The organism is Stutzerimonas azotifigens, from assembly GCF_013522725.1.
Classification (GTDB): domain Bacteria; phylum Pseudomonadota; class Gammaproteobacteria; order Pseudomonadales; family Pseudomonadaceae; genus Stutzerimonas; species Stutzerimonas azotifigens_A.
Genome location: NZ_JAAMRF010000005.1, coordinates 189,054 through 205,652 on the forward strand (window position 1 = coordinate 189,054; position 16,599 = coordinate 205,652).

Genomic DNA, 16,599 nt, shown 5'->3' on the forward strand with positions numbered 1-16,599 from the left:
ACTCTCGCCGGCGGGGATCCTTCCGCTTTCAAATGAGTGTCACGCCATGCGTCTAGCCGCCCTCGCCCTCCTGTTTGCCCCCTTCTGCGCCCAGGCCGCGAGCCTTGCGGTCTGTACCGAAGCCAGTCCGGACGGGTTCGACGTGGTGCAGTACAACTCGCTGACCACCACCAACGCGTCGGCCGACGTGCTGATGAATCGTCTGGTGGAGTTCGATGCCGAGCGCGGCGAGCTGCAGCCCAGCCTGGCCCAGCGATGGGACGTATCGGAAGACGGGCTGATCTATCGCTTCACGCTGCGGGACGATGTTCAGTTCCACCGCACCGACTATTTCACGCCCAGCCGGCCGCTCCAGGCCGAGGATGTGGTGTTCAGCTTCCGCCGCATGCTCGATCCCGACCACCCCTGGCATGGCACCGCGGCCAGCGGCTATCCCCACGCGCAGTCAATGCAGTGGCCAGAGCTGATCGCAAGCGTCGAAGCCAGCGATCCGCATACCTTGACGATCACCCTGACGAAACCGGATGCGACCTTCCTGGCGACGCTGAGCATGGGCTTCGCCTCGATCTATTCGGCCGAATACGCCGAGCGCCTGATGAGTGCCGGCACGCCGGAGAAGCTCAACAGCGAGCCGATCGGCACCGGGCCCTTCGTGCTGCGCCGCTTTCAGCGTGACGCGGTGGTGCGCTATACGGCCAACGCCGACTATTTCGCCGGTGCGCCCAAGGTCGATGCGCTGATCTATGCGATCACCCCCGACGCCAACGTCCGGCTGCAGAAGCTGCGCCGTGGCGAGTGCCAGGTCGCGCTCTCCCCCAAGCCGCAGGATGTTCAGGCCGCCCTGCAAGACAAGACACTCAAGGTCGAACAGACGCCGGCGTTCATGACCGCCTTCGTCGCCCTCAACAGCGACCACGCCCCGCTGGATCAGCCCAAGGTGCGCCAGGCGATCAACCTGGCGTTCGACAAGGCCAGCTACCTAAAGGCGGTGTTCGAGGGCAGCGCGACGGAGGCCAACGGCCCGTACCCGCCCAACACCTGGAGCTACGCCGAAGCGTTGCCTGGCTATCCGTACGACCCGGAAAAAGCCCGCGCGCTGCTGGCCGAAGCGGGGTTTGCCGAAGGCTTCAAGACGCGCATCTGGACACGACCCAGCGGCAGCGTGCTCAACCCCAATCCCAGCCTCGGCGCGCAGTTGCTGCAGGCGGACCTCGCCAAGGTCGGCATCCAGGGCGAGATCCAGGTGATCGAATGGGGCGAGCTGATCCGCCGCGCGAAAGCCGGCGAGCACGACCTGCTGTTCATGGGCTGGGCGGGCGACAACGGTGACCCGGACAACTTCCTGACGCCGCAATTCGCTTGCGCGTCGAAAACGTCCGGGCTGAACTTCGCGCGCTTTTGCGACGAGCGCCTCGACAACCTGATCCTCGGCGGCAAGGCCACGAGCGACCAGGCCAAACGCAGTGAGCTTTACCATCAGGCGCAACAGATCATCCAGGAGCAGGCCCTCTGGGTGCCGCTGGCACACCCCACCGCCAGCACCCTGTTGCGCGCCGACGTGCAGGGCTATCGAGTGAGCCCCTTCGGGCGGGTCGACTTTTCCAACGCCGGTTTGTCGCGTTAACACTCGCCGGGCTCGCGCAACGCGGGTCCCGGATTTCCCTCGCACTGCAAAGGCAGCGCCCTGGTAGCGCTGCCATTCGCGCCGCCAGACTTCGCATCAGCCGGTCAGCTGCGGTGCAACCGATCGATTCTCAGCTTCTTCGCGGCACCACTGGCGCCTGGCATGTTCGAAAACGATAGGCCGCAGGTGCGCCATGCGCTGCTGTTCCACCACATCGCCCGCTTCATCGAGTCTTTCTGACGATGCCGCAATACCTGAAACCGGTCCCTAACTGGGAGCCCCATGAACGTCCCTCCATGCCGGGCTCTCCGGCGATTCTGCTGCACAGCAATCCGGTACGCGTGGCCTATGCCTGCGTTTCGATCCTTGTCGGTCTGACCGGCGGCCTCGGCAACGCCCTGTTCATCGCCAACCTGCCGAACATCCAGGGGGATCTTGGCCTTACGCCGTCGGAGGCCGCCTGGCTGCCGGCGTCCTATTTCATGGTCAACGTGTCGACGAACCTGCTGCTGATCAAGTTTCGCCAGCAGTACGGCTTGCGCCGTTTCGCCGAGATCGGACTGGCGATCTACGCAGCCTTGACGATCGCCCATGTGTTCGTCGAAGGCTTCGCCATGGCCGTTTTCGTGCGTGCCGCCAGCGGACTCGCCGCCGGAACCACGACCAGCCTGGCGCTGCTGTACATGCTGCAGGCCTTTCGCCGCGCCGATCTGCCCAAGGGGGTGATCATCGGTTTCGGCCTGACGCAATTCGCCACCCCGATTGCCTGGCTGCTTTCGCCCGCCTTGCTGGATCTGGATGAGTGGCATCGGCTGTACGTGTTCGAGAGCGGACTCGCGCTGTGTTCACTGGCCGCCGTGGTGATTCTCAAGTTGCCGTTGGGAGAACGCATCAAGGTCTTCGAGCCGCTGGACTTTCTGACCTTCGCCTTGCTGGCTCCGGCGTTGGCTTTGCTCGCCGCAGTGCTCGCCCAGGGGCGCGTGCAATGGTGGTTCGAGCAGCCCTGGATCGCGTACGCACTGGTGATCGCGCTGCTGTTGATCTGCGTGGCGCTGATGATCGAGCACCATCGGCGCAATCCGCTGCTGCATACCCGTTGGCTGGGGACCGCCGGGATGTTGCGCTTCGCCTTTGGCGCCCTGGCCCTGCGCTTCATTCTCTCCGAGCAGACTTATGGCGCGGTTGGGCTCTTGCAGACGCTGGGCATGGGCGCCGACCAGTTGCAGCCTCTCTATGCGGTGATGCTGCTCGGTCTCGCCCTTGGCGTGCTGGTCAGTGCCATGACCTTTTCCCCGAAAACGGCCTTGCCCCAGGTCGTGGTCTCCATTTTGCTGATCGGCGTGGGCAGTTTTCTCGACATTGGCGCGACCAACCTGACTCGACCGCAGAACATGTACCTGAGCCAGGCGCTGCTGTCGTTTGCCGGTGGGATGTTCCTGGGCCCGCTGATGATTACCGGCATTGGCCGGGCGCTGAGCGCCGGCCCCAGCTACCTGGTCAGCTTCGTCGTGCTGTTCTCCATCACCCAGAGCCTTGGCGGGCTGGCCGGGCCGGCGGTGTTCGGGACGTATCAGACCGTGCGGGAGAAATATCACTCGAGCCACCTGACCGAACAGATCGATCCGAGCAACCCGCAGGTCGCCGCCCGGCTGCAGCTGCAGGGCCAGCGCTACGCCGCGACCCAGACCGATCCGGTGCTGCGCCAGGCGCAGGGCGCCGCAATGCTCAGCCAGACGATCACGCGCGAGGCCAACGTGCTCGCCTTCAACGATGTGTTCCGGCTCATAGGCTTTCTATCGATCGGCCTCCTGGGCTGGTCACTGTTCCATACGGTGCGCCTGGCGCGACTCAGCAATAAGGCTCCAACGTCATGACCGACGAGAAGAACGAGCAGCAGAGCGATTTGCCTGCGACCGAGCCCGCAGAAATGTCGGCTTCCACCACCGATGCCGGTGCAACGCCCGACGCGCCACCGAAAACCATCAAGCCGAGCCGACGCTCGGTGATCCTGATGGTGCTCGTGGCGCTGGCCGGCGTACTGGCGATTCTCTACGCATGGCGGCTCTGGCCATTCACAAGCGGCGTGATGACTACCGAGAACGCCTACGTACGCGGGCAGATCACGGTGCTGTCGCCCCAGGTGAACGGCTATGTCACCGAGGTGCTGGTGAAGGATTTCGAGCAGGTCGAGCAAGGCCGTCCCCTGCTGCGCATCGACGATCGCATCTATCGGCAACGGGTCGAACAGCGCCGAGCAGAACTCGCCGCGCGGCGCTTCGAACTGGAGAACGTCGGACAGACCCTGGCGTCGAACCGGGCGACGCTGGAGTCGCGCCGGGCCGAGCATTTCGCTGCCGAGGCCGAACGCGATCGCGCCCGGGCCGACGAACTCAGGGTCAACGAGCTGGCCGCGCGCGGCTCGGTTTCCATTCGTGAACGTGATCAGATCCGTGCCACCGCCCGTGCTGCGGCCGCCAACGTCAAGCAGGCCGCCGCGGCGATCAGCATCGCCGAGCAGACGCTCAAGGCGACCGAGGTGTCCCGCGGCGGGCTGCAGGCGCAGGTAGAGGTGGCCCTGGCGACACTGCACCAGGCGCAGATCGACCTGGACAACACCGTGATCGTGGCGCCACGCGCAGGTCAGGTGAGCGAGGTCTCGGTGCGCCTGGGTCAGTACGTGGTGGCCGGCACGCAACTGCTGTACCTGGTGCCCGACCAGCTGTGGATCGTCGCCAACTACAAGGAGACGCAGACCTACCGAATGCGTCCCGGACAGCCGGTGAGTTTCCAGGTCGATGCGCTCGACGGTGCGCGTCTGACAGGGCGGGTCGAACGGCTGGCGCCGGCCACCGGCTCGGAATTCAGCGTCCTGCGCCCGGACAATGCCACCGGCAACTTCACCAAGGTGGTGCAGCGCCTGCCGGTGCGAATCGCCATCGACCCTGACCAGCCCTTGGCCGAGCGCTTGCGCCCCGGGCTCTCGGTCGTCACCCATGTCGATACAGACGCAACGGACCGTGAGGGTGAAACACGGTGAGGCCCTCGCGCATCGTCCCGCTGGGGATCGTCGGCGCCCTGTTCCTGCAGGCGGGCTGTGTGCCGGACAAGCGCCCGCTTCCGCCGGAGGCGAACGTCGAGGCGCCTACGAATTGGCGCGCGCAGAGCGGCGCCGTCGCGCCTGTCGCCGAGCACTGGTGGCAGCAGTTCAACGACCCCCAACTGACCCGGCTGGTCGAGGCCGCGTTGCAGCACAACACCGACGTGCTGCTGGCAAGCTCACGCGTGGACATCGCTCGGGAGCAGATCAATCTCTCCAGGGCCTCGCTGTTGCCGAGCCTGGACGCCGTGCTTGGCGTGGGACGCTCCCAGGAGCTCGGCGTGCTCGGCATCAGTCGCAGCACCGCCGTGCAGCCCGGGCTGCAGGTGTCCTATGAGGTCGACGTGTGGGGGCGCCTGCGAAGGCTACGCGAGGCAGCCGATGTGCAATACCAGGCCAGCCAGGCCGAGCGCGATACGGTTCGTCTGGCGGTGGCCAGCACCACGGCGCGGGCCTATATCTCCCTTTTGTCACTGGACATGCAGCGCTACGTCACCCAGGAAACCATCGAGTCGCGACTGCAATCGTTGCGCCTGGCCGAGGACCTCGCCGAGATGGGCTACAGCTCCGAGCTGGAGCTGACCCAGGCACAATCCGAATACGAGGCAGCCGCGCAACTGTTGCCGCAGATGGAGCAGGCGATAGCCGAGCAGGAAAATGCCCTGCGACTGCTCACGGGCCAAATTCCCGGCGCCATCGAGCGTGGCGGTGACTTTCTCACCATCTCCCTGCCCCCGCTGCCCGGCGCCCTGCCCTCAGAGCTGCTGCGCAGGCGGCCAGACATCAGGCAGGCCGAGCTCGTACTGGCCGCGAGCGATCTGAACCTCGATGCTCAACGCGATCGCTTTCTGCCGCAGGTTCAACTGTCGGCGAGTGTCGGCCGGCTCTATGTCAATGCGCTGGATTTCGACCCGGTACGGGTCTGGGACATTGGTGCGAGTGTTCTGGCGCCCTTGTTCAGCGGTGGTCGGCTGGAGGCAGGCGTTGCGGTCGCGACCGCCCAGCGCGACCAGGCGGCCTACGCCTACCGGGCCTCGGCACTGAACGCATTTGCAGAGGTGGAAAACGCCCTTTCCGGTGTCCAGAACTCGGCGGAGCAGATTCGCCGGCTGACTGCTCGGCGCGAGACGCTGGCTCACTCCCTGGCCATCGCCGAGGATCGCTATCGCTCAGGCTATTCCTCGTACCTGGCGGCGCTGGACGCCCAGCGCAACCTGTTCAATACCGAACTGGCGGCGGTGCAGGCGCGCGAAGCGCAGCTCAACACCCTGATCAACCTCTACCAAGCCCTCGGAGGTGGCTGGACGCCCTGATGCGGGCATTTCAGGCATCGAACTGCGCGTACCATTCATCGGCCAGCAACCCGTAGCGCAGCATGTCCTCGAACACGCCGTGCTTCAGGAACTCGTTGCGTAGGCAGCCTTCGTAGCGCATGCCTACTTTCTCCAACACCCGAGCCGATGCAGGGTTACGCGTGAAGCACTCCGCCCATATCCGCTGCAGCTTCAAGTCTGCAAAACCGTAGGCGACCAGCGCGCCAGCCGCTTCGGTGGCATAGCCACGGCCCCAATGCGCGCTACCGATCCAGTAGGCCAGTGCCGCGCGTTGGTGCATCCATGACAGCGCGGCGAAGCCCATGGTCCCCAGCAGCTCGCCCTCCCGGGTGGTGACCGCCAGCGGCATCGCACGGCCCGAGGCGTAGAGATCGTCGTGGATCGCGATCCAGGATTCGGCGTGATGCAGGCCATAGGGATATGGCAGCGTCGCGGTGGTGTCGGTGACCAACGGGTCGTTGGCCAACTGTTGCAGCGCGTTTGCATCGGCTACGGTGAAGGGTCGCAGGCTGAGTCTCGGAGTGGTCAGTGTCGGGAGCATCGCAGGCCTACGAGCGGTTTGGGCGATCACCAATAACACGCTCAAGCAACCGAAGCGACGGGCAGCGGCCGCCGTCGCGAGGGCTGCAGCTGCGGTTAGCTGACCAGTGGGCGCGAATTCTGCCGTGCGTGGCAGAGTCCGATGGTTATCGGAAATATGCGCGGAGATTCGGCGATGAACCCTCCTGGCTCGCTCACGCTGGAGCAGGCACGAGCCATTACGCTGCATTAGGCCGAAGTCGGTGGGCTCTGGGAACAGGCCCTGGGTGCGCTGGAGCGCGCATTCAATGACTGGCTGCAGCGTGGTGAGCGTTGCGAGGACTGCTCCATCAATTGCTGTGGAGTCTCAACCCCGTACATAGCGGTGTAATGCCGGTTGCGCGGTGGTCAACCGAAGTGACATACGGCATCGATCGCCTATGAGTCCTAGCAGAGGCAGCCAAGCGCCCGGGGATGTGTGAGCACAGATGAAAGAACAAGTGCAGCAAAAGGTTGCTTCGGTTCCCAAAAACCAGAAGGCGGTCGCCCGTAGCACGCTGAGCTTCCCGGTCGTGGGCGTCGGTGCTTCAGCGGGCGGCCTGCAGGCGGTATCTCGGTTTCTCGAGCATATGCCTGCCAACAGCGGGATGGCGTTCGTGGTGGTGATACACCTGTCGCCCGACCACCAGAGTCACGCCTCGAGCATTCTGCAGCGTGCCACGCGGATGCCGGTAAACCAGGTCACCGGCACCACGCGGCTGGAAGCCGACAAGGTTTTCGTCATCCCGCCCGGCAAGCACATCACCATGTCCGACGGCCATCTGCGCCTGAGCGATCTGGAGCGAAGCGTCGGCCGCCGCGCACAGATCGACACCTTTTTCCGCACCCTGGCCGATGCACACCAGAATCGGGCCTTTGGCATCATCCTTTCGGGCAGCGGTGCCGACGGCTCGGTCGGTCTGGCGCGAATCAAGGAACAGGGCGGCGTCACCCTGGCGCAAAGTCCGAATGATGCGGAATACGAGTTCATGCCTCGCTGCGCCATCGATACCGGCAAGGTCGATCTCGTGCTGCCGGTCGTCGACATGCCGCGAAAACTGCTGGATATCTGGTCCAACGCGCGCGTCATCCACCTGCCGCAGCCCGCGGGCGAACAGATCACCGCAGAGCCTGAACCGAGTCGCGACGATGTCGAGGCGGACCAGCAGACGCTGCGCCGGATCATCGCCGAGTTGCATCTGCGTACCGGCCACGATTTTCGTCACTACAAACAAGCAACCGTGCTGCGCCGCATCGAGCGGCGGATGCAGGTAGTCATGAAGTCAGACCTGTGCGCTTACGGTGACTATCTGCTTCAGGAGCCGGACGAAGCTCGGCTGTTGCTGAGCGACCTGCTGATCGGGGTCACCAATTTCTTCCGCGACCGGCAGGCGTTCGAAGCGCTGGAGCGCGACGTCATTCCACAGCTGTTCGAGGACAAATCCTGCGATGAAATCCGGGTATGGTCGGCGGCCTGTTCCACGGGCGAAGAGGCTTATTCCCTGGCAATGCTGCTCTGCGACCAGGCGGCGGTCGAAAGCCGACCGGCAAGGTTGCAGGTGTTCGCCAGCGACATCGACGGGGATGCCATCGTCCGTGCTCGCCGGGGCCTGTATCCCGAGGCGATCGTGGCAGACGTCAGTCCTACCCGGCTTCGCCAGTTTTTCAGCAAGGAGCGCGAGTATTATCAGATCCGCCCCGAGGTTCGCGATAAAGTCCTGTTCGCCCAGCACAACCTGCTGCGCGACCCGCCATTTTCGCGTCTGGACCTGATCGTTTGCCGAAACCTGCTGATCTACCTGGACCGGGATATCCAGCGTGTCGTGCTGCAGATGTTCCACTTCGCGCTGCGCCCCGGTGGCTTTCTGTTCCTCGGTGGCTCGGAAACGGCAGAAGCCTGCCCCGAGCTGTTCAGCGTGGTCGACAAGAAGAACCGTATCTACCGCGCAAATTCGGGTCTGCGGCGTGAGGTCCGGACCGCTCCAACGCACCGTGAAGAGTCGACCGCCGCTGCGCCGCGCCGGCAGAGCGAATCGCCGGTCTACGGTGAAATCCATCGCTGGTTACTCGAGCGCTTCGCGCCACCGAGCATCATCGTCAGTCGTGATGGCGCGATCCTGCACCTGTCCGAAGGCGCAGGCGTTTATCTACGCCACGTCCCAGGCGAGCCCTCCCACGATCTGCTGAAGGTCATCCACCCCTCGCTCAAGACCATCTTGCGCAACGCCCTGTTCCAGGCATTCGAAACGGATACCAGCATCAGCCATACCCTGCAGGTCACGCTCGACGATCGCCCGCTGGATCTCAGCCTTCTGGTGCGACCTTTCAAGGAGAACGGTCGTGGGCTGGCGGCGATCCTGTTCCAGGCGGCCGGCGACGATGAAGCCACGGCCGCAAGGCTTCGTATCGAAGGCGAGCGGGCACTCGAGTTGGAACGTGAGCTGCAGGGGACACGCGACGAGTTGCAGAGCAGCGCCGAGCACGCCTCGGTCTCATCCGAGGAGTTCATGGCGTCCAACGAGGAACTGCAAGCCGTCAACGAGGAGCTGCGCTCGGCAACCGAGGAGCTCGAAGCCAGTCGCGAAGACCTGCAACGGCTCAACGAAGAGCTGCAGATGGTCAACCAGGATTTGCGCGCCGAAATCGAGCAGAGCGCCAAGACCAACGACGATTTGAGCAACCTGATCGCCTCGGCTGCCGTCGCCACGGTATTCATCGACCGCGGCATGCGCATCAAGTGGTACACCCCACGGGCCACCGAGGTGTTCAAGCTGATTCCCACCGACGCCGGCCGTCCGATCCTCGATGTGTCTCACAGGCTCGACTATGAGCAGCTGGCGGCCGACATCGGCCAGGTGTTCGAGTCGCTCAGCCCGGTCGAGCGCGAGGTGCCCGGCCACGAAGGACGCTGCTACATCGCTCGCCTGCTGCCCTATCGCACGCTCGAAGACCGTATCGATGGCGCCGTGCTCACCTTCATCGACATCACCGCACGCCGCGAGGCCGAGCGCAAGCTGCACGAGGAAGAGCAACTGATGCGACTGGTCGCGGAGAGTACCTGCGATTACGCGATCATCACCATGGACCTGGATGGAACCGTGACGAGCTGGAACCGTGGGGCGGAGCTCACCTTTGGTTACAGCCAGGCGGAAATGCTCGGGCGGTCCGCCGACATTATTTTTCTGCCGGAGGATCTGGAGGCTGGTGCCGCCCAGGGCGAGCGCGACCGTGCTCTGCAAGGCGGCCGCGCCGAAGACGAGCGCTGGCACCAGCGCAAGGACGGCGGCAGGTTCTATTGCAGCGGCATCATGACCCCGCTCGGAGTAGACGAACCCCGAGGCTTCGTGAAGATCTGCCGCGACTTGACCGTCCGCAAGCAGCAGGAACTGGCCCAGGAAACCGAGCTCGAGCGCAGCCAGAGCCTCAGCCAGCGCAAGGACCAGTTCTTCGCGATGATTTCCCACGAGCTCAAGCATCCGCTCAACCTGGTTCAGCTCAACGCCGAACTGCTCGCTCGGCTGCCGGTTATCAGCCGCTCGACGATGATGAGCAAATCCTGCAAAGCGATCCTCCAGGCCGTGCGCAGCCAAGCGCTGATCATCGACGACCTGCTCGAGCTGAGCCGCGCCCATACCGGAAAGCTCAAGCTGACCCTGACCCCTGTCGATCTCAATCAGCTCATCGGCGAGATCATCAACAGCATCCACAACGAACTGCTCGAGTCGAAGCTGGAACTCGATTACGAACCCCGCACCGAGCCGTTCATCCTGGAGGCTGACCATACCCGCGTCGAGCAGATCATCTGGAATCTGGTCAGCAATGCGCTGAAATTCACCCCACGTGGCGGGCAGATAGCGTTGAAGCTGCAGCGCGACGAGGAGATGGCCAGAGTCGACGTGACCGACACTGGCTGTGGCATCGACCCTGCAAGCCTGCCCTATATCTTCGATGTGTTCGATCAGGCCGAAGGCAGGCCTGCCGCACGTACAAAAGAGGGGCTCGGGATCGGTCTGGCCTTGGTCAAGGAGCTGACGGAGGCCCATGGCGGGCGGGTCGAAGCGGCCTCGGAGGGGCGTGGCAAGGGCTCACGCTTCAGTGTCTGGCTGCCTTTGCTCAAGCAGACTTCGGAACAGGAACCACCTCAGGTCGACGATGCTCGGGATGGGCGGCTCAGTGGCGTCCGCATTTTGCTCGTTGACGACTCGCCAGATGTCCTGGAGACGCTGCAGCTGCTGCTGGAGATCGAAGGCGCCAGCGTGCTCACCGCCAACAGCGGCCAGGCGGCGTTGGAGTGCCTGGGCCAGGGGCCGTTCGATCTCCTGATCTCCGATATCGGCATGCCGGGCATGGACGGCCACCAGCTGATCGAGGCGGTACGCAAGCGTCTCGACGACCCGCCGCCCGGCATCGCCCTGACTGGTTTCGCCAGCCAGGAAGACGTCAAGCGCGCCACCGGCGCAGGCTTCGCTCGCCACCTGGGCAAGCCGGTTTCCTTCGATGCCCTGATCGATGCGGCCGAAGCGGTGGTCAGGGGTGACGCGGACTGACCGCTATCGCCAGCGGTTGCCGCATGAAACCCATGCCGGCCTTTTCGCGGTCAAGACTAGGCGTCCCTGACCGCTCCCACAGAAACGCGCCGCGCAGCGGACGAATGCAGCCGCGCAGAACGGAGACGGCCTGGTTATCCGGCCGCGCCGCGGCTTGCTACCATGCGCGCTACCTTCAATCCGCGATGCCTGCCGATGTCCGACTTGCCCCGCTCCGCCTCTGACGCAACGCCCTCTTCCCCGCTCGACGCTCTGCTGCGGCATTTCCAGCAGGTCATCGTGCCGCTGTGGCTCGGCCCCGGCTGGAACGCCCAGCTGGACCTGCCCTACGAAGCGCTGGATGCCGAGCAACGACCTCTGCCGGCGCAGCGTTATCGCGCCATGGCCTGCGCGCGGCAGCTGTTCCTGTTCGCCAGCCTGATCGACCAACCGGGCGTGCCCCAGGCACGTGAACGTGCGGCGCGCCTGTTCGCCTCGCTGCAGCGGCATTTCCACGACGAGCGCAACGGCGGCTGGTTCTACAGCATCGATGCGGAGGGGGCTCCGCTAGACCGGCGCAAGGATCTTTACACCCACGCGTTCGTGATCTTCGCCTGTGCCCATTACCGGGCCAGGGTCGAGGACCCGCAGGCGGACAGCGTGCTGAAGACGGCGCTGACCCTGGTGCGCGAGCGCTTCACCGATGGCCAGGGCCTGTACGAAGCCCAGCTGGGCGAAGACTGGTCGCCGCTCGGCAGCGGCCCTTTGCAGAACCCCCTGATGCATCTGACCGAGGCCTTTCTCGCCACGCTGGCACTTCGCGACGACGCCCTCACCCGTGACGCCCTGCTCGCGCTGGTGGATGCCATGCAGGCGCGCTTCGTCGATCCGGCCACCGGCGTGGTGCTGGAGAAGCCGCGCGGTTCGGCGGACAACTGGTTCGAACCCGGCCATCAATTCGAATGGTTCTACCTGCTGCACGGCTCGCCGCTGCTGGCCGCCACGGCGTTGCACGATTCGCTCGAACGCGCATTCGAGTTCGCCTTCGTCCACGGAGTCGACGAGAACAGCGGCGCCGTCAGTGCGATGCTCGCTGCGGACGGTAGCTTGATCGACGGCACCCAGCGCATCTGGGCCCAAGCCGAATACCTGCGCGCCCTCGCCCTGCACGGAGCCGAACCCCAGATGCTCGAGGCAAGGCTGAGCCTTTTCGCCGAACGTTTCCTGCATCCGCAGGGCTGGAACGAGTGCCTGGACGACCAGGGCCAGCTCAGCCGTCGGGACATGCCCTCCACCAGCCCCTACCACCTGGCGACCTGCTACCAAGGCCTTGCCAAACACCTGATCCGCTGAGCCTGCCGCTCGAGGGGATCAAGACGCCGCCGTATCGCCTTTGCGCCGCAGGCGGCTGACCAGGGTCACCACCGCGAAGACGACGCCGCCGGCGAAAATGCCAAAGGCGGCGTCGAGCAGTGTCGGTAGGACACCACCGAGCACGGCGCCGATATAGGGCAGGTGTTCGGCCTGGTCCGCACTGCTCTCGATCAGGTGGTGAATGATGCGCAAGCCGTGGGTGAGGATGCCGCCGCCCACCATGAACATGGCGGCCGTGCCGACCACCGACAGCGTTTTCATCAACCAGGGCGCGGCCGTGAGGATGCCGTGCCCGATCGACTGCATCATCGCACTGCCGGTCTTGCTCAGCGCCAGGCCCAGGTCGTCGAGTTTGACGATGCCCGCGACCACGCCGTACACCCCGATCGTCATGATCACGGCGATACCGACAAGTACCACCACCTGCTGGGTGAACGCGGCCCCGGAGACCGTACCCAGGGTGATGGCGATGATCTCCGCTGAGAGAATGAAGTCGGTCCGCACTGCCCCGCCGATCTTCTGCTTTTCCAGGGCAACCAGATCGACCGAGGGATCGGTGAGCGCCGCGACCCGCTCGGCATGGCCGTCGTCGCCATGGGGAAAGAAGCGGTGCGCGAGCTTTTCGAACCCTTCGAAGCAGAGAAACGCGCCGCCGAGCATCAGCAGCGGCGTGATCAGCCACGGAAGGAATGCACTGATCAACAACGCCGCGGGCACCAGAATCGCTTTGTTGCGCAATGAACCCTTGGCCACCGCCCAGACCACCGGTAGCTCGCGGTCGGCGCTGACGCCGGTGACCTGGTGCGCATTGAGCGCCAGATCATCGCCGAGCACGCCGGCGGTTTTCTTCGCGGCGACCTTGGTCATGAGGGACACGTCATCCAGTACGGTCGCGATATCGTCGATCAGGGCAAGCAGGCTGGTAGCCAAGGCGTGGGTCTCGCTCAGTGGACAGAGGGTGCCAACGCAGAACGCGCCGGCAATATCTTGATTCATTCTACGGGTAGAGCGTTCCCGAAGCCCTGAACTCGGTGGATGGACGGCGACTGGGGATGGGCACGCCCCGGTTGCGGACGTATTGCGCCGCGTTATCGCATGCCTGATTCAGCGTGCGCTTGCAACAGCGGAAGCGTCTTTCCAGAGGTCTAGATGTGCTCTGCCGCTGCAATCGAGGCTGCCATGTACATGATCCAGTTGCTTTTGCCACTTTATGACAACGACGGACAAGCCCTGCCCAAGGCGCTGTTCGCCGAGGTGCGTGATGAACTCGTCGAACGCTTTGGAGGGCTGACCGCCTACACGCAGGCTCCGGCTTCAGGCGTCTGGCTCGAGGATGACGAGCATCCCGTACATGACGAGTCGGTCATCTACGAAGTCATGGCGCCTGCTCTGGAGCATGGCTGGTGGGCTGATTATCGAGCGGCACTGGAGCGCCGATTTCGCCAAGAGGAAATGGTCGTTCGGGCCCAGGAAATCACCTTGCTTTGACTGTCGCAGCGTCAGCCATCGGTATCCTCCTCGGTGTCCGCCCTACGCTGCTCCTGGCGCATCAGCACGATGACGATCAGTAACGCCGCAAGCCCCGCCAGTGCCGAGGCCATGAAAATACTGCGTAGTCCGGTCCAGGCGGCGAGCATGCCCATGATCGCGCCGGCCAGGCCCAGCGCAAGATCGAAGAACATGGCGAATACGCTGAGCGCCGAGCTGCGGCTCGCACTGCCGACACGGGCGATCACGCCTACCCCGATGGCGGGATAAAGGAGCGACAGGCCGCAGCCGGTCAACGCCGCACCGCCCAGCGCTGCAGCCGGCGAGTTGGCGGTCCACAGCGTCAGCAGGCCGAGAATCTCCACCACCAGGCAGGCGACCGCCACCGGATATCCGCCGAAACGGTTGATCGCGTTGGGAAACAACAGGCGCGTGCCGATGAAGGTCGCCGCATAGGCCGTCAGGCACCAGGCCGCGCCTTCCCATCCGCGAGCGGAGTAATACAAGGCGATGAACGAACTAATGGCGCCATAGCCAATGGTGGCGAGCGCAAGCCCCATGCCATGCGGTGCCACACGCCCCAGCACCTTGCCAAACGGCAGGCGCGAGCCTCGGCTGACCGGTGCTGGTTCCCTACGCCAGGCGAGGGCCAGGCCAAGGGCCGCGAGCACCATGGTCAGCACGCCGAGGCTCCATACACCGAGCTGGTCGCTCAGCAGAACGCCCAGCGGCGCACCGATGCCGACGCCGCCATAGGCGGCAACGCCATTCCAGGAAATGATCCGCGCGGCACTGTCCGGGCCTAGCCGGGCGATGCCCCAGCTGATGCCGGAAATACCGACCAGACTCTGGGTCAGGCCCAACAGCAATCGGCTGGCGATCATCAATCCAAGGCTCGCCAGGGGCCAGTGGTCCAGCCACACCGCGACCGTCAGCAGCAGGCCGCTGGCCAAGCTGACGGCCATGCCCAGGATCACCGTCTTCTTCGCACCCAGTTCGTCGACCAGACGCCCGGCCATTGGCCGGCACAGCAGCGTCGCGAGGTACTGCACACCGATCACCACGCCGGCGATGGTCGTGCTGAATGCCAGATCGTGGTGGATATAGCCCGGCAAAGACGCCAGCGGGATGCCAATGGAAATGAACGAGATGAAATTGAAAAGCACGAGCGAGAGGATCAACGAGGTGTCGTTGGACGCGGGTCTGGCAGAACTCATCGAAGCGCCTTGCAGAAAGTGATCGGGAGCCGGCGCCTGGCCCTGTCATCGCAGGACATTGGCGCCGGCCAACGAGTGCCTGTGTCCGTCAGCCTCGACCGGACAAATCACGGATACGCAAACGATTGCCGAAGGGATCGGTCACTTGCAAGACTCCTCCCCGGCCAGCCTGTTCAGTTGCAGGCACGGCCTGATGTTCTTCCCATAACCGTGGAGCACATCGCCCACTTGGCAATCAATGGCTTGGGAAATCACGCATCGGTCTGCAGCGAAGCGGCCAGGTCGACAATGGAATCCGAACGATACTCTTTTAAGCGCAACGGCAATAGCGAAGCAAACACTATCGCCACTTGTTCCAGAGCCCAAAAGCACCGCCCAACCATATTGCCAATGCGCTACAAGCGATACGGCGCGTACTCCATTCGTCGGACATTGGACGACCATAGGGAACTAATACCGCTATCTGTTCGCTATAATGCGCGAGGCGGTTAGAGAGTTGAACACTTTCGAAGCGCCAGCTAGACCTCTAGTCGGAGCCATTCATGGCCAGCCGACGTCGGCCAGCCGTCGCTGCACTGACCCAGTGCGCATCGCGGTGCGCCCCCGCGGTGCGAAGGCCCTACGGATCTTCGTAACCCGCTCTATGCACCCTCTCCCGGCTCGTAGCTCACCGCTCGTCGCCCAAATCCGGAGAAGCCCATCGCACGCTCAAGATACGTAGCGATAGGCCGACGTGTTTAACGTGGCTCGACAGCCAGATATCCAACGGCATAATCGTCAGGTAGTAATTATGACCACACATATTGTCAACTTCACCGGCCCTATAAACTCTGCAACTTGCGGGCAACTTATCGAGAAATGCTCCCAAGCGGTTCAGCAGGATGCATCAGAAATCATTCTGAAGATCGCAACGATGGGCGGTGAATGCAGTTACGGATTTTCCATCTACAACTTCCTGATGTCTCTTCCCGTTCCGGTACATACCCACAACCTGGGCACGGTAGAGTCGATGGGCAACATCATATTCCTGGCCGGGCGCAAGAGAACGGCCTGTCGCCACAGCAAGTTTCTCTTTCACCCGTTCCACTGGAGTATCCATGGCTCGGTCGATCATTCGCGCATGTCCGAATACGCCATGAGCCTCGATTACGACCTGCAGCTCTATGCCGATATCGTCAAGGAGCGGACCAGCGGTGCCGAGCAGTCGCTGGACATCGCCAAGTACCTGATGGCGGCCCCGCGAATTCTCAACCCGGAGGAAGCGCTGGCGACCGGGCTTATCCACGCGATGGACGATGCCTACCTGCCGGTAGGCGCCGTTTCCTGGTCCGTCCATTCCTGACCCGATCGAGCGTGAAGCAGGCGAATCGCTGACGCGCTG

General features: G+C 63.9%; 11 protein-coding genes. 8 read left to right on the top strand and 3 right to left on the bottom strand.

Annotated features, from left to right (window positions below):
- The first annotated feature begins 46 nt into the window (after window positions 1-46).
- From G7026_RS11680 to G7026_RS11695, 4 genes are all read left to right on the top strand, one after another.
- Window positions 47-1,624, top strand: a complete 1,578-nt coding sequence (locus G7026_RS11680) for an ABC transporter substrate-binding protein (protein ID WP_181070937.1) — start codon at window positions 47-49, stop codon at window positions 1,622-1,624.
- Between the two features lie 296 nt (window positions 1,625-1,920).
- Window positions 1,921-3,498, top strand: a complete 1,578-nt coding sequence (locus G7026_RS11685; RefSeq protein ID WP_181070939.1) for an MFS transporter — start codon at window positions 1,921-1,923, stop codon at window positions 3,496-3,498.
- Between the two features lie 53 nt (window positions 3,499-3,551).
- The gene (locus tag G7026_RS11690) at window positions 3,552-4,661 is read left to right on the top strand and encodes an HlyD family secretion protein (RefSeq protein ID WP_258190259.1); all 1,110 of its coding nucleotides are present in this window, start codon (window positions 3,552-3,554) and stop codon (window positions 4,659-4,661) included.
- Window positions 4,658-6,034 (top strand): efflux transporter outer membrane subunit, encoded by a 1,377-nt coding sequence (locus tag G7026_RS11695; RefSeq protein WP_375138202.1) that lies wholly within the window; start codon window positions 4,658-4,660, stop codon window positions 6,032-6,034. The genes G7026_RS11690 and G7026_RS11695 overlap by 4 nt, the downstream gene beginning before the upstream one ends.
- Before the next feature lie 10 nt (window positions 6,035-6,044).
- Here the strand turns inward: G7026_RS11695 and G7026_RS11700 are convergent, their stop codons facing one another.
- A complete protein-coding gene (locus G7026_RS11700; protein WP_181070943.1) occupies window positions 6,045-6,596 on the bottom strand; it encodes a GNAT family N-acetyltransferase in 552 nt (183 codons plus the stop codon).
- Window positions 6,597-7,062: 466 nt separating this feature from the next.
- Here G7026_RS11700 and G7026_RS11705 point away from each other — a divergent pair, with 466 nt between their 5' ends.
- Both G7026_RS11705 and G7026_RS11710 read left to right on the top strand, forming a co-directional pair.
- The gene (locus G7026_RS11705) at window positions 7,063-11,160 is read left to right on the top strand and encodes a CheR family methyltransferase (protein ID WP_181070945.1); all 4,098 of its coding nucleotides are present in this window, start codon (window positions 7,063-7,065) and stop codon (window positions 11,158-11,160) included.
- Window positions 11,161-11,322: 162 nt separating this feature from the next.
- Window positions 11,323-12,492 carry an AGE family epimerase/isomerase gene (locus G7026_RS11710; RefSeq protein ID WP_181070947.1) on the top strand — a complete coding sequence of 390 codons (1,170 nt, stop codon included), beginning with the start codon at window positions 11,323-11,325 and terminating at the stop codon, window positions 12,490-12,492.
- Between the two features lie 18 nt (window positions 12,493-12,510).
- On the opposite strand, the gene G7026_RS11715 is transcribed toward G7026_RS11710, so the two are convergent.
- Window positions 12,511-13,443 carry a DUF808 domain-containing protein gene (locus G7026_RS11715; protein ID WP_181071213.1) on the bottom strand — a complete coding sequence of 311 codons (933 nt, stop codon included), beginning with the start codon at window positions 13,441-13,443 and terminating at the stop codon, window positions 12,511-12,513.
- A gap of 249 nt (window positions 13,444-13,692) precedes the next feature.
- Here G7026_RS11715 and G7026_RS11720 point away from each other — a divergent pair, with 249 nt between their 5' ends.
- The gene (locus tag G7026_RS11720) at window positions 13,693-14,001 is read left to right on the top strand and encodes a hypothetical protein (RefSeq protein ID WP_181070949.1); all 309 of its coding nucleotides are present in this window, start codon (window positions 13,693-13,695) and stop codon (window positions 13,999-14,001) included.
- Between the two features lie 11 nt (window positions 14,002-14,012).
- On the opposite strand, the gene G7026_RS11725 is transcribed toward G7026_RS11720, so the two are convergent.
- Window positions 14,013-15,218 (bottom strand): MFS transporter, encoded by a 1,206-nt coding sequence (locus tag G7026_RS11725; RefSeq protein WP_181070950.1) that lies wholly within the window; start codon window positions 15,216-15,218, stop codon window positions 14,013-14,015.
- 790 nt (window positions 15,219-16,008) lie between these two features.
- On the opposite strand from G7026_RS11725, the gene G7026_RS11730 reads away from it, so the two are divergent.
- The gene (locus tag G7026_RS11730; protein WP_181070952.1) at window positions 16,009-16,560 is read left to right on the top strand and encodes an ATP-dependent Clp protease proteolytic subunit; all 552 of its coding nucleotides are present in this window, start codon (window positions 16,009-16,011) and stop codon (window positions 16,558-16,560) included.
- The last annotated feature ends 39 nt before the right edge of the window (window positions 16,561-16,599 follow it).

What these genes read in the sequence shown, in the direction of transcription:
- G7026_RS11680 (WP_181070937.1), top strand. Translation starts at nt 47, where the DNA reads ATGCGTCTAGCCGCCCTCGCCCTCCTGTTTGCCCCCTTCTGCGCCCAG.
- G7026_RS11685 (WP_181070939.1), top strand. Translation starts at nt 1,921, where the DNA reads ATGCCGGGCTCTCCGGCGATTCTGCTGCACAGCAATCCGGTACGCGTG.
- G7026_RS11690 (WP_258190259.1), top strand. Translation starts at nt 3,552, where the DNA reads ATGTCGGCTTCCACCACCGATGCCGGTGCAACGCCCGACGCGCCACCG.
- G7026_RS11700 (WP_181070943.1), bottom strand. Translation starts at nt 6,596, where the DNA reads ATGCTCCCGACACTGACCACTCCGAGACTCAGCCTGCGACCCTTCACC.
- G7026_RS11705 (WP_181070945.1), top strand. Translation starts at nt 7,063, where the DNA reads ATGAAAGAACAAGTGCAGCAAAAGGTTGCTTCGGTTCCCAAAAACCAG.
- G7026_RS11710 (WP_181070947.1), top strand. Translation starts at nt 11,323, where the DNA reads ATGCGCGCTACCTTCAATCCGCGATGCCTGCCGATGTCCGACTTGCCC.
- G7026_RS11720 (WP_181070949.1), top strand. Translation starts at nt 13,693, where the DNA reads ATGTACATGATCCAGTTGCTTTTGCCACTTTATGACAACGACGGACAA.
- G7026_RS11725 (WP_181070950.1), bottom strand. Translation starts at nt 15,218, where the DNA reads ATGAGTTCTGCCAGACCCGCGTCCAACGACACCTCGTTGATCCTCTCG.
- G7026_RS11730 (WP_181070952.1), top strand. Translation starts at nt 16,009, where the DNA reads ATGACCACACATATTGTCAACTTCACCGGCCCTATAAACTCTGCAACT.